Consider the following 19490-nt stretch of genomic DNA (forward strand, 5'->3'; position numbering starts at 1 on the left):
TCGGTGTGGTGGCTTTTTTTTTTTTAAAAACACAAACAATCTTTTTTCCCCAAATTCCCCGCCACCCGCTCGGGGCCCCCCCGGCCGGGGGGGGGGCCCCACTTCCGACAAGGGATCAGCCGGTGTAGTTCGCGGTGATCGAGGTGAATTCCCACTTCGCCTGGTTCACGCCCGCGCACTGGTTGCAGTCGCGGTTGACCGCCCAGAACGAGAGCCGACCGAGGTGCACGGTCCGCGCCCAGTCCCGGATGGCCCGGTAGTCGTTGACCGAGACGACCTCACCGGCGTTGTCGGTGTTGCCGTTCATCGACGACAGGCCGGACTTGCGCCACGCGGCGTCGTCCGTGAGGCCGAAGACCGACTTGAGCTTGTTCTTCAGGCCGGTCACGGCGCTCTTCGTCTTGCCGGGCATGTCGCCGCCGCTGCTGAAGTCGAACGGCATGACGGCCCACTGGTCGACGTTCGCGCCCAGGTCCTTGGACCGCTGGATGATGCGCTGGCCCCAGGTCTCCGGGCCGGAGACCTCGGTGCCGATGGTGATGACGACCCGCAGGCCGGGGTTGTTCTGCTTGACGATCTTCACCGCGCCCAGGATGCGGTCCTGGACGGTGGCGTTCTGGAACTCGTCGGTGTTCTCGATGTCCAGGTCGATCGCCTTGAACTGGCCGGCGTTGATGACCTTCTGGTACGCCGCCGCGAGCGCCGACGCCGACGAGCAGGTGGGCCCGAGCTTGTTGCCCGACCAGCCGCCGATCGACGGGACCGCGTCACCGCCCGCCGCCCGGATCTGGTTGACGCGGGTGATGTCCGCGCCGGTCAGGGACCGGTTGCCGTCCCACTGCGGGTTGCAGTTGCCGTTGCTCAGCACGAACGCCAGCGTGAACGACTTGACCCCGGTCGCGTTCATCACCGAAACCGGGTTCGGCGGGCTGTCCCACTGGTACAGGTAGGGCGCGGCGAGAACGGGATCCACCGCGGCATTGGCCACGGGAGCCAATCCGACCGTCGACGTTGCGACCGCCACGGCGACGAGAATCCGCCCCAAGATTTTCATTTTCGGTCCTCCGGACATGCAGGGTGCACGGAACCCACTCCCCGACCCAGGCGGCATTCGGACGGAAAGCGGCTGACCACGTCAGCACCACCAAAACTGGACTAGACCAATGGGAAATGTCAAGAGGGCCAGTCCGGTAATTCGAGTTCCGGTCGCCGATGCGAACGCGGACCAGCCGGGCGCGGAGGGCACACCGATGGCGGCGATGCCGAACGTCCGGCCGCCGCTGGAACGATCACACCACGGCCCCGCGGCCCGCGCAGATCAGGCGCCTCTCGGTGGACAGCGCTTGCCGTTCGGACGGTCGCCAGGGCGGTGGCCGTCGGACCGCGGTGGGTGCCCGACGCCGGTCAGACGCTGTCGGCGAGTTCGGCCAGGTGCGTCGCCACGGACGCGGGGTCGACGGACGTCATGTTGGTCAGCACGGTGATCGACAGGCGGGTCGACGGGCGGATGCTGTTGGCGCAGCGGAACCCCGTGACCAGGCCGCCGTGGTAGTACGTCAGGGCGGGGCCGCTGTCGTGGATCTCGATGCCGTAGCCGTAGCCCACCGCCGTGCCGGGGATCTGGGCGTGGGGCTTGACCATGTCCGCCAGCGAGTCGGCGTTGAGCAGCGCGGGTTTCCCGCTGAGCAGGAAGGCGTTCCACTTGGCCAGGTCGCCGGTCGTGGAGAGCAGGCCGCCCGCCGCGTAGTACAGCGACGGGTCGTCCTCGCCGGGGGTCGTCCAGTCCGTGTACCCCTTGGCGCGCGGCGGAACGCCGCCGTCGTAGCGGGTGTCGCGCATGCCGAGGGCGTCGAACAGCTGGCGGCGCAGGAACGTCCCGTAGTCCATCCCGGACAGCCGCTCCACCACCAGCCCGAGCACCACGTACCCGGAGTTGCTGTACTTCCACCGGGTTCCCGGCGGGAAGTCCAGTGGCTTCCCAGCCACGTAGGACACCAGTTCCGCCGGGGCGACGACGCGGCCGTTGAAGCGCGCCGCCTCCTCCTCGCCTGCCTCGGTGTAGTTGTAGAGCCCGGACGTGTGGTCCATCAGCTCGGCGACGGTGATCTCCGCCCACGTCTCCGGGCAGCCCGGCAGGTACGCGCACACCGGTTCGGTGACCCGCAGCTTGCCCTGCTCCTGGAGGCGCAGGATCGCCACGGCGGTGAACTGCTTGGTGATCGACCCGATCTCGAACCGGGTGTCCGGGACGATCGGCGTGCCCGCCTCCACGTCCGCGACGCCGTACCCCTTGCGCAGCAGCAGCTGGTCACCGCGCCGCACCTCGACCGCGCCGCGGAACAGCTGCTCCCCCGTCATCCCGGTCAGGTACTCGTCGAGCCTGCCGCCGTCCGGCGTGGCGGGCACCGGCGCGGCGCTCGCCGCCGACGAGGGCGCGGCGGTCGGCGAGGCCGACGACGGGGCCGCCGAGGAGGCGGACGGGGCAGGCGCGGATGAGGGTTCGGCGGTGCAGGCCGCGAGGCACAGCACCGCGCCGACCACCACAGCGCGCATCCCTGTCACACGGGTGACTCTACGTCGTCAACCTGCGACGTTGCGCTCCGACTCCTCGACCGACGGGGTGAAGGCCAGTACCTGCGCCTCGGGTTCCGGGGTCGCCAACCGGGCGACCAGCGCCGGGGTGACGCCCCGGTAGGCGGCCGGGTCGATCGGGTTGAGCCAGTGCGACGCCCGGACGCGCGCCTTGATGTCCAGGTCGAGGTCGCCGAGCACCTCGTCCACGTTGTGCATCGAGAACGGGATGATCTTGGTGCCCCGGCAGTGGTGGCGGTCGGTGGCGGCGTCCATGAACGCCAACTGGTCCACAACCGCCCGCCGCATCTCGGCCGGGTCGGGCAGCGGCACGGCGTCGGCCAGCGCGGCGGCGATCCACACGGCGGCCATCTCGGCGTTCAACGGGCTGAAGAACGACGAGTTGTACCCGTTGAAGTACAGGCCGGGGACGCCCAGCGGCAGGATCTGCCGGTACAGCAGGAAGTTGCCGCGCTCGTCGAACAGCTTCCCCTGCACGTCGTCGGCCAGGAACGGCACGCCCTGGCCGAAGCCGGTGGCGCAGACGACCAGGTCGGCGGGCAGGGTCGAGCCGTCGGCCAGCTCGGCGAACGGCTTCCCGTCGCGGGCGAACAGCCGGGTGATGGTCTGGTCTCGGTGCACGGTGATGCGGCCCTCGGCGACGCCCTCGAAGAAGCCCTCGGACGCGAGGCCGATGGCCCCGCGGACGATGTCCTCCATGTGCCCCGGCGGCACCAGGCCCAGCTCCTTCAGCTTGAACTGCCGCACCGACACCGAGCCGACCGAGTTCAGCATGTTCCGGCGCAGGCCGTTGCCCGGCCCGTGCAGGAACTTCTCGAAGCCGCGCAGCCGCAGGTAGCGGAACAGCGCCTCACCCATCCTGGTGAGCAGCAGCATCTTGAAGTTCAGCACGCCCGCGATCTTGCGCGGCACCTTCCACAGCAGCTGGCGGGCGATCACGTCGGTGCTCGCGGCCACGCCGCTGATGGGCACGGTCACGTCGCAGGCCGACTTGCCGTAGCCGACGACCAGCACGTGCCTGTCCCGCGCCTCCTCGGCGTCGTGGAACTCCGTCCCGGCGAGCAGCCGCCCGCCCGCGGCGGTGAACTCCTCCACGCCGGGGTACGCGGGCACCAGCGGTTCGCAGAACACGCCGTTGGCCACGACCAGCCGGTCGAACACCTCCGCGCCCGCCGCGGTCTCCACCGTCCACCGGCCGTCGACACCGCGCGTCGCGCTGGTGACCTCGGTGTTCAGCCGCAGCACGCGGTCGACCCCGTACTCGGCGGCGTAGGCGGCGAAGTACTCCTGGACCTGCTTGCCCGTCGGCCACTCGGGGTAGTGCTTCGGCATCGGGAAGTCCGACAGCGAGTACTGGGCCTTGGAGCTCTGCGTCGTCACGCCGGGGTACCGGCGGGTCTCGCTCCACACCCCGCCCACGTCCGGCGTCTTGTCGTACACGAGCACGTCGTGACCGGCCTGGAGCAGCACCTTGGCCGTCGTCAGACCGGCCACGCCCGCCCCGATGACGGCGACCCTCATCGGTCCTCCTTCGGGAGCTGCATCTCGATGCCGAAGTCGGCCATGATCGTCTTGATCAGCCCCATGTCCTTCGGGCCGGGCGGCATGTCCGCCAGCGCCTGGTAGTACCGCTCCAGCCCGGCGGGCGACACGACGGACACGACCCGCGACTCCTCCGCGTACGGGTTGCGGAACGCGTGCACCACGTCGCGGGGCAGGAACAGGAAGTCGCCGTGCCCGATGGTGAACTCCTCGCCGCCGAGGCTCACGTCGAGCTTGCCCGCGAGGCAGACGAACGACTCGTCCTCACGGGTGTGGACGTGCGCGGGCGGGCCGTTCGTCTCCGGCGGGACGGTGTACTCGAACATCGAGTAGGCGTCCCTGGTGGACTTCCCGTCGGTCTTCATCGTGATGCCGAGCCCGATCGCCGCGATGGCGTGGCCTTCGCGGGAGGGGAGCAGGTAGCCGCCGCCCAGTGTCACCGTGGGCTCCTTCGTGGTGGTCGGTGTGCCAGCGGTCACAGCCTGGGGCAGGCCGGGGCATCCGCCAACTCGCCGTCCCGCTCACCGGGACGGTTTCCTCACCGGCGGCTGGCGTACGCCCGTGACGCGGCGGCAGCGGCGAGGCGCACCGCGGGCCCGATCCGGTCGGCTCGGACGAGCGCCGTCGGACCGGTGACCGACAGCGCCGCCACGACGTCCCCGAGCGGCCCGAACAGCGGCGCGGCGACGCAGTTGACCCCGATGTTGCCCTCCTCGCGGTCGACCGCCCACCCGCGGTGCGGGATCGCCGCCAGCTCGCGCAGCACGGCCACCTCGGTCGTCAGCGTGCGCGGGGTCCGCGGCACGAGTCCCGCCGAGAGGACCCCCGACACGGTGTCCGGGTCGGAGTAGGCCAGGATCGCCCTGCCGAGCGCGGAGCAGTGCGCCGGGATCGAGCCGCCCACCTGCGAGAGCATCGGCATGGGCTGGTGGCCGGTGATCTTCTCCACGACCAGCACCTCCGCGCCCTTGAGCACGCCGAGCTGCACCGTGGTCCTGGTCGCGTTGTACAGGTCCTGGAGGAACGGCAGCACGGCTTCGCGCAGCTCGTGGCGGATGGGCACCAGGCCCGAGATCTCGAACAGCCGGTTCCCGATCCGGTAGCGGTCCTTCGGCTTGTCCAGCCAGCCGAGCTTGATCATCCGGTCGGCGGTGCGGTGCGTGGTCGAGCGCGGCATCCCGCAGCGGGCGACCAGCGCGGCGAGCGTCAGCTCCCGGTGCGTGGCGTCGAACGCGCCGAGGATCGCGGCGGCGCGGTCCAGCCCGCCCATCCCCTCCGAACTGCCGTCCCGCTCAGCGGGACTCATCGTTGGCTCCCCGAGTGCACACGGGTCAGGCTAACCCGGTCGGGACGACCACCACAGGGGGAAACCATCAGCACCACGCGGACCGCACTAGTGGGAGGTGGCGGCGCGGGCATCGGCCACGCCGCCGCCGAGCGCCTGGCACGAGCGGGTCACCAGGTCGTGATCACCGGCCGCCGGGCCGACGTGCTCGACGCCGCCGCGGCGGCGCTGCGGGAGCGCACCGGCGCCGCCGTGCACCCGCTCGTGAACGACGTGGCCGACCCGGACGCCGCCAAGGCCGCGCTCGCGTTCGTCGAGGACCGGTCCGGGGCGCTGGACGTGCTGGTGCTCAACTCCGGCGGACCGCCGCCCGGCCGGATCCTCGACGTCGGCGACGAGCAGTGGCAGCGGGCGTTCGAACTGCTGCTCCTCGGCCCGCTGCGGCTGGCCCGGCTCGCGCTGCCCCGCATGGCCGAGCGCGGGTTCGGGCGGGTGGTGTTCGTGACGTCCACGGCCGTGCGCCAGCCGCAGCCGGACCTCGCGGCGTCGGTCGTGCTGCGCGCGGCCGTCACGTCGGCGGCGAAGCTGCTCTCGCGGGAGTTCGCGGCCGAGGGCGTGACGGTGAACTGCGTCGCCCCCGGCGCCACGGCGACCGAGCGGCGCAGGCAGGTGCTGGAGAACCGCGCCGCGGCGTCGGGCCGCTCCTACGAGGACCTGGCCGCTTCGGACACCGCGAGCATCCCGGCGGGCCGGGCCGGGGAACCCGACGAGGTCGGGGCCGCCGTGGCGTTCCTGGCGTCGGAGGCGGCGAGCTACGTGAACGGGACCGTCCTGGCGGTCGACGGCGGACGAACGGAGACGATCTGATGGCCCAGTCCGGACCGGACTTCAGCATGGCCGAGTTCCTCGGCGCGATCGCGGACACCGTGCGCCCCAGCACGTTGCGCCCGGTGGTCGTGCGCGCGGCCGAGCTGGAGACCCTGCCCGCCGCGCAGGTCCACAACCCCACGACGCTGTCCATCGCGGGGAAGCTGCCGACCGCGACGTTCGAGATCTTCCGCCAGACCATCCCGCCGGGCCTCACGTCCGACATGCAGCGCCACCACCACGAGACGGTGCACTACGTCATCTCCGGCGACGGCCACAGCGAGGTCGAGGACGAGACCGAGACCTGGTCGACGGGCGACTTCATCTACACGCCGCCGTGGACGTGGCACCGGCACTACAACGACTCCACCGACCACCCGGTCGAGTTCCTCACCATCGAGAACTCCCGGCTCCTCAACGCCCTGGGCGTGGGCCGACGGCAGAGCGCCGGCCTAGCGACCCTCGCCGAGGCCCGCGCCCGCTTCAAGGAGGAGACCTCATGAGCGACCTGCCCGCGCACGTCAGCGTCTGGGGCGAACTGGCCGACGTCGACCACGAGCTGCGCCACGTGCACGTCGGCGGGGTCCGGACCAGGGTGTTGCAGGCCGGGTCCGGGCCGGACCTGATCCTGTTGCACGGCACCGGTGGTCATCTGGAGGCCTACGCGCGGGACATCGCCGGGCTGGCCAACGACTTCCGCGTCACCGCGTACGACATGGTCGGCCACGGCTGGTCGGACCTGCCGGACTTCCCGTACACGATCGACGTGCTGTCGGACCACCTCGTGGGGCTGATGGACGCGCTCGGCATCGACTCGGCGCACCTGTCCGGCGAGTCGCTCGGCGGGTGGGTCGTGGCGTGGACCGCCGCGCACCACCCGGAGCGGGTCGGCAGGCTGGTGCTGAACACGCCGGGCAACATCGCCAACAAGCCCGACGTCATGGTCAAGATGCGCGACAGCACCAGGGCCGCCGTGCGGGACCCCAGCGACGAGACCGTGCGCCGCCGCGTCGAGTTCCTGTTCCACCACAAGGAGATGGTCACCGACGAGCTGGTCAACCTGCGCCGCCAGGTCTACACCCGACCCGGTTTCGTCCAGGCCATCGAGAACACCCTGGTGCTCCAGGACCCCGTGGTGCGCAAGGACTTCGCCTGGGACCCGTCGTGGGTCGGCAAGGTGGTCGCGCCGACGTTGCTGCTGTGGACCGAGCACGACCCCACGGGCGGGCTCGACGAGGCAGACATGCTGCTGGAGTGGCTGCCCGACGCGCGCCTGCACGTGATCGCCGACGCCGGGCACTGGCCGCAGTGGGAGAAGCCCGACGAGTACCTGAGGTGCCACCACGACTTCCTCGTCCTCGCGAAGGACCCGGCATGAGCGAGATCATCGGTTTCGTGGGCATGTCCCACTCCCCCTTCGCCACCATGACCCCGCCGACCGACCCGTCGCAGCCCGGCGGCGCGTTCCTGGCCGACGCCGACCGCGTGGCCGCGGCCGTGGCGGACCTCGCGCCGGACGCGGTCGTCGTCATCGGGCCCGACCACTTCCACGCCAACTTCTACGACGTGATGCCGCCGTTCGTGCTCGGCGTCGAGGAGGCCATCGGGTTCGGCGACTTCGACAGCCGGTCGGGTCCGCTGCCGATCGCCTCGCAGCTCGCGTGGTCGATCCGCGACGGGCTGGCCGCCGACGGCTTCGACCTGTCGCTGTCGTACTCGCTGACCGTCGACCACGGGATCGTGCAGAGCTACGAGATGGTGTCCGGCGGCACGCCGATCCCGCTGGTGCCGCTGGTGGTCAACACGGCCGCGCCGCCGTTGCCGAGCATGGAGCGCTGCGTGCGGCTCGGCGAGGCGCTGGGCGAGGCGATCCGCTCGTCGGCGTTCGCGGGCCGGGTGCTGGTCGTGGCCAGCGGGGGGCTGTCGCACTGGCTGCCGTCCAACGACCCGCGCGAGGTCGACGGCGAGCGGCGGGCGGCGGTCATCCACGGCCGCAAGGACGTGCACGCGTTCACCGCCGCGCGGGAGCCGAGGGTGCGGGCGATGGGCGGCAACCCCGACGCCCGCGTCAACGCCGAGTGGGACGACTGGTTCCTCAAGCAGCTCTCGGCCGCCGACAGCGCGCCGATCACGGCGCTGGGCGACGCGGTCCTCGAGGACAACGCGGGCAGCGGCGGCCACGAGATCCGCGCCTGGCTGATCGGCCAGGCCGCCGTGGGGCAGCCGTTGCGGTGGACCAGTTACGAACCGGTGCCGGAGTGGATCACCGGCATGGGCATCGGCACGAGCTTCGAGGTGCGCTGACATGACGTCGTCCGAGGCGTACCTGCGCCTGGCCTCCGCGCGAGCGGCCCACCGCCCCTGTCCCCCGGTCCGCGAGCTGCTGCCCGCCGACGACGTCGACGCGGCCTACGCCGTGCAGACGACGTGGCTGTCCGAGCGGATCGCGACCGGCTCGGTGGTCGTCGGCCGCAAGATCGGCCTCACGAACCCGACCGTGCAGCGTCAGTTGGGCGTGGACCAGCCCGATTTCGGCTTCCTGCTGGACGACATGGTGTGCCCGGAGGGCGTGCCCGTGGACGTCACCCGCCTGATGCAGCCGAAGATCGAGGCCGAGGTCGCCTTCGTCCTGGCCCACGACCTCACCGGTGCCGAGATCGGCCCGGAGGAGGTCGCCGCGGCGACCGGCCACGTCGTGGCGGCGTTGGAGATCGTGGACAGCCGGGTGGCGGACTGGGACATCCGCATCGTCGACACGGTCGCCGACAACGCCTCGTCCGGCCTCTTCGTGCTGGGGTCGGAACCCGTCCCGCTGACCGACCTCACGTCGTGCGCCATGACGATGACCCGCGGCGACGAGGTCGTGTCCAAGGGGACGGGCGCGGACTGCCTGGGCGATCCGCTGCTGGCCGTCGCCTGGCTGGCCAGGACCGCCCGCGACCGCGGCCGTCCGCTGCGCGCGGGCGAGGTGGTCCTCTCCGGCGCGCTGGGCCCGATGGTGCCGGTGGCCCCCGGCGACCACTTCCGGGCGCACATCAGCGGTCTGGGCGACGTGGCCGCCCTGTTCACCGGAGGCGCGTCGTGAAGGTCGCCGTGATCGGGTCGGGCAACATCGGCACCGACCTGATGGTCAAGGTGCTGCGCAGCGACCTGGAGATGGCCGCGCTGGTCGGCATCGACCCCGACTCCGACGGCCTCGCGCGGGCGGCCAGGTTCGGCGTCCCGACCACGTCCGACGGCGTGGAGGGCCTGCTGCGGATGCCGGACTTCCAGGACGTGCGGATCGTCTTCGACGCCACGTCCGCCAAGGCGCACCACGCCAACGCCGCCGCGCTGGCCCCGTTCGGCGTCCGCCTGGTCGACCTCACCCCGGCGGCCATCGGCCCGTTCGTCGTGCCCGCGGTGAACCTGGAGGAGCACCTGACCGCCCCGAACCTCAACATGGTCACCTGCGGCGGCCAGGCGACCATCCCTGTGGTGGCGGCCGTCGCGGGCGTGACCCCCGTGCCCTACGCGGAGATCGTCGCCTCCATCGCGTCCAAGTCGGCCGGTCCCGGCACCCGCGCGAACATCGACGAGTTCACCGAGACCACGGCCGCCGCGATCGAGTCGGTCGGCGGGGCCTCCCGCGGCAAGGCGGTCATCGTCCTCAACCCCGCCGAGCCGCCGCTGGTCATGCGCGACACGGTGTTCTGCCTCGTGGAGGACCCCGACCAAGCCGCCGTGACGCACGCGGTGGAGCGGATGGTCAAGGAGGTCTCGACCTACGTCCCCGGCTACCGCCTCAAGCGCCCGGTCCAGGTCACCCCCGTCGACGGGCCCGTGCACACGCTCGTGGGCGACCGCCGCGTGACGCACCGGGTGAGCGTGTTCCTGGAGGTGGAGGGCGCGGCCCACTACCTCCCGGCGTACGCGGGGAACCTCGACATCATGACCTCGGCCGCCCTGCGGGTGGCCGAACGCATCGCGGAGGCGACCCGGTGACCAGGAGGCTGTACATCCAGGACGTGACCCTGCGGGACGGCATGCACGCCACCCGCCACCGGATCAGCCCGGCCAAGGCGGCCGAGATCGCCGCCGCGCTGGACGCGGCGGGCGTGGACGCCATCGAGGTCGCCCACGGCGACGGCCTCTCCGGCGGCAGCCTCGTCTACGGCCCCGGCAGCAACACCGACTGGGAGTGGATCGAGGCGGTGGCGGAGGTCGTCTCCACGGCCCGCCTCACGACCCTGCTGCTCCCCGGCATCGGCACGGTCGCGGACCTGCGCCGCGCCCACGCCATGGGGGTCCGCTCGGTCCGCGTGGCGACCCACTGCACCGAGGCCGACGTCGCCGCGCAGCACATCGACACCGCGCGCTCGCTGGGCATGGACGTCGCGGGCTTCCTGATGATGAGCCACCTGGCCCGGCCTGCCGAACTGGCCCGCCAGGCGAAGCTGATGGAGTCCTACGGCGCGCACTGCGTGTACGTGACCGACTCGGGCGGCAGGCTGACCGTCACCGGCGTGCGCGACCGGGTCCGGGCCTACCGCGAGGTGCTGGACCCCGCCACCGAGATCGGCGTCCACGCCCACGAGAACCTGTCCCTGTCGGTCGCCAACTCGCTGGCCGCGGCCGAGGAGGGCGCGACCCGCGTGGACGCCTCGCTGGCGGGGCACGGGGCCGGCGCGGGCAACTGCCCGATCGAGCCGTTCATCGCCGTGGCCACCCTGGAGGGCTGGGACCACGGCTGCGACCTGTTCGCGTTGCAGGACGCCGCCGACGACCTGGTGCGCCCGCTCCAGGACCGGCCGGTGCGGGTGGACCGCGAGACCCTGACCCTCGGCTACGCGGGCGTGTACTCCAGCTTCCTGCGCCACGCCGAGGCCGCGGCGGCCACCTACGGCGTGGACGTCCGGGCGCTCCTGCTCCAGGCGGGCGGGCGCGGACTGGTCGGCGGCCAGGAGGACATGCTGGCCGACATCGCGCTCGGCATGGTCAAGACCGACTCCTCGACCTGACCCGGAAAGCCTTGGCGGGCACCGGTTCTGCCCTATGCTCGGGGGTTCGGCAGCCGACGGGATCCGGCCATGGCGACGCACCAGTCCGGGCACGACGTCTTCATCTCCTACAGCCACGCGGCGGACCGCCCGGTGGCCGTCGCGCTCCAGCACGGCCTGCACCGCCTGGCCAAGCCCTGGTACCGGGTGCGGGCCCTGCGGGTGTTCCGCGACGACACCAGCCTGTCGGCGACTCCCCGGCTCTGGGCGAGCATCGAGGAGGGGCTGCGCGGGTCGCGGTTCTTCGTCCTGGTGGCCTCCCCGGAATCGGCCGCGTCGCGGTGGGTGGCCAAGGAGGTCGAGTTCCGCAGGCGCCGGACCGACCCGAGCACGTTCCTGATCGTGGTGACCGACGGCGAGGTCGCGTGGGACGAGGAGGCCGGGGACTTCGACTGGGAGGTCACGACGGCCCTGCCCCGGCTGCTCGGCGGGTGGTTCACCGACGAGCCGCTGTGGGTGCGCCTGGACGGGGCCCGCAGGGACACCGCGCTGTCCTTGCGCAACGCCGAGTTCCGGGCCGCGGTGTGCAAGATCGCCTCGCCCGTCCACGGCGTCGCGCCGGACGACCTGGACAGCGTCGACATCGTCCAGCACCGCGTGGCGAACCGGGTCCGCGCGGGCGCCGTCGCGACCCTCGTCGTGCTGCTGGTCGTCTCGGCCGTGCTGGGGCTGTTCGCCGTCCGGCAGCGCGACGAGGCCGTGCGGCAGACCGTCGCGGCGAACGCCCGCGCGCTCGCCGCGGAGGCGGACGCGTTGGCCGACCGCGACCCGCTGCTGTCGGCGCGCCTGTCGCTGGCCGCGTACCGGCTGGCACCGGCGGCCGAGCAGTCGCGGCAGAGCGTGCTGCGGTCCCTCGACCGCAACCGGCACCGGGTGCGCCACGTGGTGCAGGAGCCCGCGCTCGGCGGGGTGGCGGGCAACACGGGCGACGACACGGGCCGGGCGGGGACCGTGGCGCTCAGCCCGGACGGCTCGGTGCTCGCGGTGGGCTCGCGCTGGACCGGCGAGGTCCGGCTGTGGGACGTGGCGAGCGGCCGCGAACTCGGGCCGCTGGGCGAGGCGCCGGACAACTCCGACCGCTTCGGCCCGTCGCTCAGGTTCGGCGACGACGGCACGACGCTGACGGTGATCACGATCGGGTCGACCGAGACGTGGGCCGTCGCCACCCGGCAGCGCCTCTCGTCCGGCGACGGGCCGCCGGGCGGCCCTCCCCCGGCGGGCACCGAGGTGGGCTCCGCAGACGGGAGCACCCGCGTGCGCGGGGACGACAACGGGCAGCTCGTCCTGCTGGGCCCGGACTCCACGCCGGTCGAGATGCTCGCCGAGCTGCCGGACGTGATCTCCGGGATCTCCCTCTCCCGCGACGGGTCGGTGGTCGCGGCGGTCGACGCCCACGGCAACGTGGCCACCCTGATGCCGCGGGTCGACCTGCGGTTCCACGTCCTGGCCCCGGCTCCGGCACCAGGAAAGGTGGAGTCGCCGCGCCTCACGCCGAGCCCGGACGGGCGGTGGCTGCTGGTGGTCAGGGCGGGGACGGCCGAGCTGTGGCGGGTGGCCGAACGCCGGGTCCTCGGCCGGTTCCCCGCGTCCGGGCCGCTCGACGGCGAGCTCGTCGGGTTCAGCCCCGACGGCACGAGGTTCGCGATCCGCGACGGCGACCGGCTCGTGGTCCGGGAGTCCGAGTCCCAGCGCGAACTGGCGTCCGAGCCCGTCGGCGGGGATCCGGTCGAGGTCGCCCGCGCGTTCACCCGGCAGCTCGGCGGGGTGGCGGTGGTGGTCGACCCGACGGGCCCGGTCACCGCCGTCGGGGGCGACCGGACGCGCGAGGTCGCCGCGACCGTCGGCGGCGGCGTGCAGGTGACCGTGCCGGGCCGCTCGGTGGCGGTGCTGGAGTCGGCGAAGACCGGCGGCGACCGCCTGACGAGCTGGACGTCGGGCGCGGACCTCGTCGGGGACCTCCGGGTCGACAGCGCCCTCGGCGGGCTGGCGGTCAGCGACGACGGCCGGTTCGTCGCGTTCGACAACGAGGTCGTGGACGTGACCACGGGCGGGCGCACCCCGCTGCGGGGCGGTCCGGGGAGCGGGGCCGCGGGCAACGTCCTGGCGTTCGCGGCGGGCGGCGACGTCGTGCTCCAGCAGGTGATCCCCAGCCGCGACTACTCCGGGGGCACGCGCCTGCTCGTGTGGGACCGGGCGAGCGGCGCGCTGATCGGCGAGTTCGACAACCACTCCCTCACCCCGGTCGACCCGTTCCTCGTGGCGAGCGGGGTCGTCGGCGTGGGCGCGGACTCGGCGCTCGCCGTGACCGACGACGGCGCGATCGTCCTGCTGGGCACCGGCCCCGACGAGTGGGCCCGCTCGCTGTGCGGCGTCGTGGGCGACCTCGAACCCGACGAGCGCCGGGACTACCTGAGCGGGATCGACCTCGGTCCGGTTTGCTGAGGACCATGGTGGTTCAAGCTGCCACCGGTCGGGTAGACCGGGCGGAGCTGTTGTCGACGGAGGGGCGCGGGAGTGTCAAGCGAGGGCGAAGTCGTCACGGCCAAGGTCGCCGGTGTCATGAGCGGGCAGGGAGCCTCCGCCGTGGGGTTGCCCGCCGGGATCACCGCGGTGCTGTTCGACCTGGACGGGGTGCTGACCAGCACCGCGGCCGTGCACCAGCGGGCGTGGAAGCAGACGTTCGACGACCTGCTGCGGGAGCGCGACGGTGACGGGTTCTCGCCGTTCACCGAGTCCGACTACCTGAGGTTCGTCGACGGCAGGCCGCGCTACGAGGGCGTGCGGGAGTTCCTCGAGTCGCGGAAGATCGACCTGCCGAAGGGCGACCCGGACGATGATCCCGGTCACGGCAGCGTCCACGCCGTGGGCAACCTCAAGAACCGCCTGCTGGAGTCGATCATCGACCGGGACGGTGTCACGCCCTACCCCGGTTCGGTGCGGTACCTGGAGGCCGTGCGGGCGGCGGGCCTGCCGATCGGCGTCGTCACGGCGTCGGCCAACGGCGAGCTGGTCCTGGAGAAGGCGGGCCTGACGCCGTTCGTGGACGTCCGGATCGACGGGCTGGTGCTCACCCGCGACGGGCTGCGGGGCAAACCCGCGCCGGACTCGTTCCTGGCGGGCGCGAAGGCGCTGGGCGTGGAGCCCGCGGCGGCCGCCGTGTTCGAGGACGCGCTGGCGGGCGTCGAGGCGGGCCGGGCGGGCGACTTCGGCCACGTCGTGGGCGTGAACCGCGGCAACCAGGCCGACGCCTTGATCGAGCACGGCGCGGACGTCGTCGTGGCCGACCTCGCCGACCTGCTGGCCGCCCGGTGAGCGGGTACTCGGTCGAGCCGTGGCACCTGCGCTGGACCGGCCTCGCCGTGGACCAGCTGCGTCGGACGGAGTCGACGTTCGCCCTGTCCAACGGCCACATCGGCCTGCGCGGCACCCTCGACGAGGGCGAGCCGCGCGGGCTGCCCGGCACGTACCTGAACGGCTTCCACGAGGAGCACCCGCTCGCCTACGGCGAATCGGGGTACGGCTACCCGGAGGCCGGGCAGACGATCGTCAACGTCACCGACGGCAAGATCATCCGACTGCTGGTCGAGGACGAGCCGCTGGACATGCGGTACGGCCGCGCCGTGGAGCACGAGCGGGTGCTGGACTTCCGCGCCGGCACCCTGCGCAGGCGCACCGAGTGGGTGTCGCCGACCGGCAAGCGCCTGGTGGTGACCAGCGAGCGGCTCGTGTCGTTCACCCAGCGCGCGGTGGCCGCCATCCGCTACGAGGTGGAGGTCGCCGAGGACACGCAACTGGTCGTGCAGTCCGACCTGCTGGCCAACGAGCCGGTGGAGCACGGCGAGAGCGACCCGCGGGTCGCCGTGGCGCTGTCGAACCCCCTCGTGGCCGATTTCGGCTACGCCGACGGGGGCCGGGCCGTGCTGGCGCACCACGCGCGCACGTCCGGGCTGCGGATGGCGGCGGGCATGGACCACGAGATCGAGGTCGACGACGGGATGCGCTCCGACATCCACGTCGAGGACGACCTGGCCCGGTTCACCGTCGCCGCGGACGTGAAGGCGGGCCAGACGCTGCGCCTCACCAAGTACCTCGGCTACGGGTGGTCCGGGCAGCGTTCCGTGCCCGCGCTGCGGGCCCAGGTGGAGGCCGCGCTGGCGGGCGCCCGGCAGACCGGCTGGGAAGGCCTGCTGGCCGAGCAGCGCCGGTACCTGGACGACTTCTGGGACGTGGCGGACATCCACGTGGACGGCGACGAGGGCCTCCAGCAGGCCGTGCGCTTCGCGCTGTTCCACATCCTCCAGGCGGGGGCGCGCGGCGAGTCGCGGGCCATCCCCGGCAAGGGCCTCACCGGTCCCGGCTACGACGGCCACGCCTTCTGGGACACGGAGACGTTCGTCCTGCCCGTGTTGACCTACACCGTCCCCGAGGCGGCGCGGGACGCGCTGCGGTGGCGGCACTCGACGCTGGGCAAGGCGAAGGAGCGCGCCGAGGTGCTGGGCCTGCGCGGGGCGTCGTTCCCGTGGCGGTCGATCAACGGCGCGGAGTGCTCGGCCTACTGGCCCGCGGGCACGGCCGCCATGCACGTGTCCGGTGACGTCGCCTACGCCACGGCCCAGTACGTGGACGCGACCGGCGACCGGGAGTTCGAACGCGAGTCCGGCGTCGAACTGCTCGTGGAGACGGCCAGGCTGTGGCTGTCCCTCGGGCACCACGACCAGCGCGGCGGCTTCCGGATCGACGGCGTGACCGGCCCGGACGAGTACTCCGCGATCGTGGACAACAACGTCTACACGAACCTGATCGCCCAGCGGAACCTGCGCGCGGCCATCGCCTCCTGCGAGCGGCACACGGACGTGGCCGAGCGGCTCGGCGTGGACGTCGAGGAGATCGCGGCCTGGCGGGACGCGGCCGAGCACGTGGTGCTGCCGTTCGACTCCCTGCTGGGCGTGCACCAGCAGTCCGAGGACTTCACCGAGCACGCGGAGTGGGACTTCGAGGGCACCCCGCCGGAGAAGTACCCGCTGCTGCTGCACTACCCGTACTTCGGGCTGTACCGGGCGCAGGTCGTGAAGCAGGCGGACCTGGTGCTGGCGATGCACCTGCGCGGCGACGCGTTCACCGCCGAGCAGAAGGCCCGCAACTTCGCCTACTACGAGGCGAGGACCGTGCGCGACTCGTCGTTGTCGGCGAGCACGCAGGCGGTGCTGGCGGCCGAGGTCGGGCACCTGGACCTGGCCTACGACTACCTCGCCGAAGCGGCGTTCACGGACCTGCACGACCTGCACGACAACGTCCACAACGGACTCCACATGGCGTCGCTCGCGGGCGCGTGGAACGGGGTCGTGGCCGGGTTCGGCGGGATGCGCGACCACGGCGGCCACGTCACGTTCGCCCCGCGCCTGCCCCCGGCGCTGAACCGGCTGGCGTTCCGCATGTACGTGCGCGAGACCCGGCTGTCCGTGGAGATCGGCCGCACGTCGGCGACCTACCGCATCGTGTCGGGCGGCCCGTTCCGGACGGAGCACCACGGCGAGCCCATCGTCGTCGAGGCGGGCAAGGACCTCACGGTGCCGATCCCGCCGGTGCCGCACCGCGACGCGCCCAAGCAGCCGCACGGCAGGCGGCCCCTGCACCGCGGCACGGACTAGCCCGTCGGGGGGTGCCGACTTGGGCCGTCGGCACCCCCCCTCGTTGGGAATAGACTCGCAAGCCCGGACGTTCGGTGATGTGGGTCTCCGGAAGACCTGTTGCGGTGTTCTGATCGTTGGCCTACCATTGGCCACAATCTCCGCGGATGATGGCGAAGCCTCCCGCAGGATTTCCCCTCAGGCCCCAGGTCTTCTGCGGCCTTTGTATCCACGACCTCCCGTCGTGGCCCTCTCCCGCGCATTCGTCGCGGAACGCAACGTTTCCCGTTGCCCCGAAAGGACTTTTCCATGACGTCAACCCTGCTCCGCGACCCCGTTCCCGTGGTGGTCGAACAACTCGTCCCCGTGTCCGGCGTCGTCGACGTGCGGGGGAACTCCACGTTCCTGCGCACGTCCGGCTACCTGCCCGGCCCCAAGGACCCCGTCATCTCCACGCAGCTCGCGCACAAGCACGGCCTGCGCCGCGGCGACCTCGTCACCGGTGCCGCGCGCACCCCTCGGCAGAAGTCGCTCCAACTGGCCAGAGTGGACACCGTCAACGGCGGCGACAGCGCGAAGTCGTCGTCCCGCAAGAACTTCGTCGACCTGGTGCCGATCCACCCCACCGAGCGGCTCCGCCTGGAAACCGCTCCGCACCTCCTGACGACCCGCGTGATCGACCTGCTGATGCCCGTCGGCAAGGGCCAGCGCGCCCTGGTCGTCGCCCCGCCGAAAGCGGGGAAAACCTCGGTGCTGCAAGCCATCGCGCACGCGATCGGCAAGAACAACCCCGAGTGCCACCTGATGGTCGTGCTGGTCGGCGAACGCCCGGAGGAGGTCACCGACATGCGGCGCACCGTCCCCGGCGAGGTGATCGCGTCCACGTTCGACCAGTCCCCCGCCGACCACGTGGCCATCGCCGAACTCGCGATCGAACGCGCCAAGCGCCTGGTGGAGGACGGCCACGACGTCGTCGTGCTGCTCGACTCCCTCACGCGCCTGGGGAGGGCCTACAACCTCGCCGCCCCCGCGTCCGGTCGCATCCTGTCCGGCGGCGTCGACTCCAGCGCCCTGCTACCACCCAAGAAGTTCCTCGGCGCGGCCCGCAACATCGAGGACGGCGGCTCACTCACCATCTTCGCCACGGCGTTGGTGGAGACCGGTTCCGCGGGCGACACCCTGATCTTCGAGGAGTACAAGGGCACCGGCAACGCCGAACTGAAACTCGACCGCCGCATCGCCGGAAAACGCATCTTCCCCGCGGTGGACGTGGAACAGTCCGGCACCCGCAAGGAAGAACTCCTGCTGTCACCGGAAGAACTGGCCGTAACCCGCAAACTACGCCGCGCCTTGGACAGCCGAGACAGCCAACAGTCCATCGAGGTCCTGTTGGACGGCCTTCGCAAAACCCGCACCAACATCGAATTCCTCACCCAACTGGACCGATAACCATCGGCAACCCACGCCGAACGGACCGTTCACCCGGCCCGCAAGGCAAACCAAGCAGCACTCAACGACCGAACGGACCGTTCACCCCGGCGGCATCCAAGCCACCCACCGCAATCTCGCCTCGAACGGACCGTTCACCCAGCCCCACCACACGCCACCCAGCAGGCGAAGCGCTGGCCCACGCTGCCCCACCAGCCGAACGGACCGTTCACCCAGGCTGCGGCCCTTGCTGCGTGAGACTTCACGCGCCGAGCGGACCTTTCACCCAGCCCTCGCCCCATCTCGGCCGGGCCTGTGGAGCTGAATGGACCGTTCACACCGCTCAACCTCGTGGGCTGCTCGCCCGACATTCGCTGAACGGACCGTTCGCCAGCTCACAAGGCAACCAACCGGCGCTCTGCGTCCGAGCGGACCGTTCACCCCGCCCCCAAGGCAACCCAAGCGGCGCCCAACGACCGAACGGACCGTTCACACCGATCAACCCTCGGCTGCTCGCCGCCTCATTCGCCGAACGGACCGTTCACCCGGCAGCATCCGCACCACCGCCGCCTGGCCTCGAACGGGCCGTTCACCCGGCCCGCGAAGCCGAGTCCACTTCACCCCTAGTCGCCGAACGGACCGTTGACACCCAAGCCCCCGGCCCGGCGGACCCGCCCCTCACTCCTCGTCCAACTCCTCCACCCGCTTCCGCAGCACCGCTTCGAGCTCGCGTAGTGCCCGAGCCGGGTCCCCCAACCCGGTCAACGCCCGCCTCCGCCATTCCAGCCTCTCGGTGCGGTACCGCGGGAATGCCAGTTTCAGCGCCAGGTCCAGCATCCCCAAGTGGTAGCGCACCAACGCGGCGACTCTCCACGGCACCGAGTCGGATCTCGCGTCCGCTGCCAGGTCTTCGGCCCAGCCGGACAGGCGGCCGTACTCGCCCGCCACCGCGCGGCCCCTGCGGGCCACCGTGCCCGGTGTCTCGCCCGGCAGGCCGCACGAGCGGATCACCTCGTCGGCCCGGTCCTGCAACTCCACGGCTCTCGCCGCGACTTCCAGCAACGCGCTCAAGCGCAGGGCTTCGGCCGTGGCCGGGTCGAGGAGCGACCC

Annotated in this window: 17 protein-coding genes; 11 read left to right on the plus strand and 6 right to left on the minus strand. The window is 72.0% G+C overall.

The genetic code is table 11. The features are described 5' to 3' along the window. Window positions 1-115: 115 nt before the first annotated feature. The 5 genes from ACFWW9_RS29005 to ACFWW9_RS29025 all read right to left on the minus strand — a co-directional run bounded on the left by ACFWW9_RS29005 (window position 116) and on the right by ACFWW9_RS29025 (window position 5440). The gene (locus ACFWW9_RS29005; RefSeq protein ID WP_390384399.1) at window positions 116-1054 is read right to left on the minus strand and encodes a chitinase; all 939 of its coding nucleotides are present in this window, start codon (window positions 1052-1054) and stop codon (window positions 116-118) included. 350 nt (window positions 1055-1404) lie between these two features. Continuing rightward, a complete protein-coding gene (locus tag ACFWW9_RS29010) occupies window positions 1405-2553 on the minus strand; it encodes a serine hydrolase domain-containing protein (RefSeq protein ID WP_390384433.1) in 1149 nt (382 codons plus the stop codon). 27 nt (window positions 2554-2580) lie between these two features. Beyond that, a complete protein-coding gene (locus ACFWW9_RS29015) occupies window positions 2581-4113 on the minus strand; it encodes a flavin-containing monooxygenase (RefSeq protein ID WP_390384402.1) in 1533 nt (510 codons plus the stop codon). Next, window positions 4110-4574: a cupin domain-containing protein gene (locus ACFWW9_RS29020; protein ID WP_390384404.1), complete on the minus strand. Its 465-nt coding sequence runs from the start codon at window positions 4572-4574 to the stop codon at window positions 4110-4112. The genes ACFWW9_RS29015 and ACFWW9_RS29020 overlap by 4 nt, the downstream gene beginning before the upstream one ends. A 98-nt stretch (window positions 4575-4672) precedes the next feature. Further along, window positions 4673-5440 (minus strand): IclR family transcriptional regulator, encoded by a 768-nt coding sequence (locus tag ACFWW9_RS29025; protein WP_390384406.1) that lies wholly within the window; start codon window positions 5438-5440, stop codon window positions 4673-4675. Between the two features lie 90 nt (window positions 5441-5530). Between ACFWW9_RS29025 and ACFWW9_RS29030 the strand changes: the two genes are divergently transcribed. The 11 genes from ACFWW9_RS29030 to ACFWW9_RS29080 all read left to right on the plus strand — a co-directional run bounded on the left by ACFWW9_RS29030 (window position 5531) and on the right by ACFWW9_RS29080 (window position 18401). Further along, entirely contained in the window at window positions 5531-6286 is a 756-nt protein-coding gene (locus ACFWW9_RS29030; protein WP_390384408.1) for an SDR family oxidoreductase, read from the plus strand. Then, entirely contained in the window at window positions 6286-6789 is a 504-nt protein-coding gene (locus tag ACFWW9_RS29035) for a cupin domain-containing protein (protein WP_390384410.1), read from the plus strand. Before ACFWW9_RS29030 ends, ACFWW9_RS29035 begins: the two co-directional genes overlap by 1 nt. Next, window positions 6786-7664 carry an alpha/beta fold hydrolase gene (locus tag ACFWW9_RS29040; RefSeq protein ID WP_390384412.1) on the plus strand — a complete coding sequence of 293 codons (879 nt, stop codon included), beginning with the start codon at window positions 6786-6788 and terminating at the stop codon, window positions 7662-7664. Before ACFWW9_RS29035 ends, ACFWW9_RS29040 begins: the two co-directional genes overlap by 4 nt. Further along, window positions 7661-8590 (plus strand): 2,3-dihydroxyphenylpropionate 1,2-dioxygenase, encoded by a 930-nt coding sequence (locus tag ACFWW9_RS29045; protein ID WP_390384415.1) that lies wholly within the window; start codon window positions 7661-7663, stop codon window positions 8588-8590. Before ACFWW9_RS29040 ends, ACFWW9_RS29045 begins: the two co-directional genes overlap by 4 nt. Window position 8591: 1 nt before the next feature. Beyond that, on the plus strand, window positions 8592-9371 hold the full coding sequence (locus tag ACFWW9_RS29050) for a 2-keto-4-pentenoate hydratase (protein ID WP_390384417.1): 780 nt from the start codon (window positions 8592-8594) through the stop codon (window positions 9369-9371). Beyond that, a complete protein-coding gene (locus ACFWW9_RS29055) occupies window positions 9368-10270 on the plus strand; it encodes an acetaldehyde dehydrogenase (acetylating) (protein ID WP_390384419.1) in 903 nt (300 codons plus the stop codon). Before ACFWW9_RS29050 ends, ACFWW9_RS29055 begins: the two co-directional genes overlap by 4 nt. Beyond that, window positions 10267-11286, plus strand: a complete 1020-nt coding sequence (dmpG, locus tag ACFWW9_RS29060; protein ID WP_390384421.1) for a 4-hydroxy-2-oxovalerate aldolase — start codon at window positions 10267-10269, stop codon at window positions 11284-11286. Before ACFWW9_RS29055 ends, dmpG begins: the two co-directional genes overlap by 4 nt. 69 nt (window positions 11287-11355) lie before the next feature. After that, window positions 11356-13767 (plus strand): TIR domain-containing protein, encoded by a 2412-nt coding sequence (locus ACFWW9_RS29065; protein WP_390384423.1) that lies wholly within the window; start codon window positions 11356-11358, stop codon window positions 13765-13767. Between the two features lie 117 nt (window positions 13768-13884). Next, the gene (locus ACFWW9_RS29070) at window positions 13885-14637 is read left to right on the plus strand and encodes an HAD family hydrolase (RefSeq protein ID WP_390384435.1); all 753 of its coding nucleotides are present in this window, start codon (window positions 13885-13887) and stop codon (window positions 14635-14637) included. Then, window positions 14634-16973: a glycoside hydrolase family 65 protein gene (locus ACFWW9_RS29075; RefSeq protein WP_390384425.1), complete on the plus strand. Its 2340-nt coding sequence runs from the start codon at window positions 14634-14636 to the stop codon at window positions 16971-16973. The genes ACFWW9_RS29070 and ACFWW9_RS29075 overlap by 4 nt, the downstream gene beginning before the upstream one ends. 288 nt (window positions 16974-17261) lie before the next feature. Then, window positions 17262-18401 (plus strand): transcription termination factor Rho, short form, encoded by a 1140-nt coding sequence (locus ACFWW9_RS29080; RefSeq protein WP_390384427.1) that lies wholly within the window; start codon window positions 17262-17264, stop codon window positions 18399-18401. 657 nt (window positions 18402-19058) lie between these two features. On the opposite strand, the gene ACFWW9_RS29085 is transcribed toward ACFWW9_RS29080, so the two are convergent. After that, on the minus strand, window positions 19059-19490 hold a 432-nt coding region (locus ACFWW9_RS29085; RefSeq protein ID WP_390384429.1), incomplete at its 5' end, for a hypothetical protein.

The sequence above is a fragment of the Umezawaea sp. NPDC059074 genome (genome assembly GCF_042738955.1).
Lineage (GTDB): Bacteria > Actinomycetota > Actinomycetes > Mycobacteriales > Pseudonocardiaceae > Umezawaea.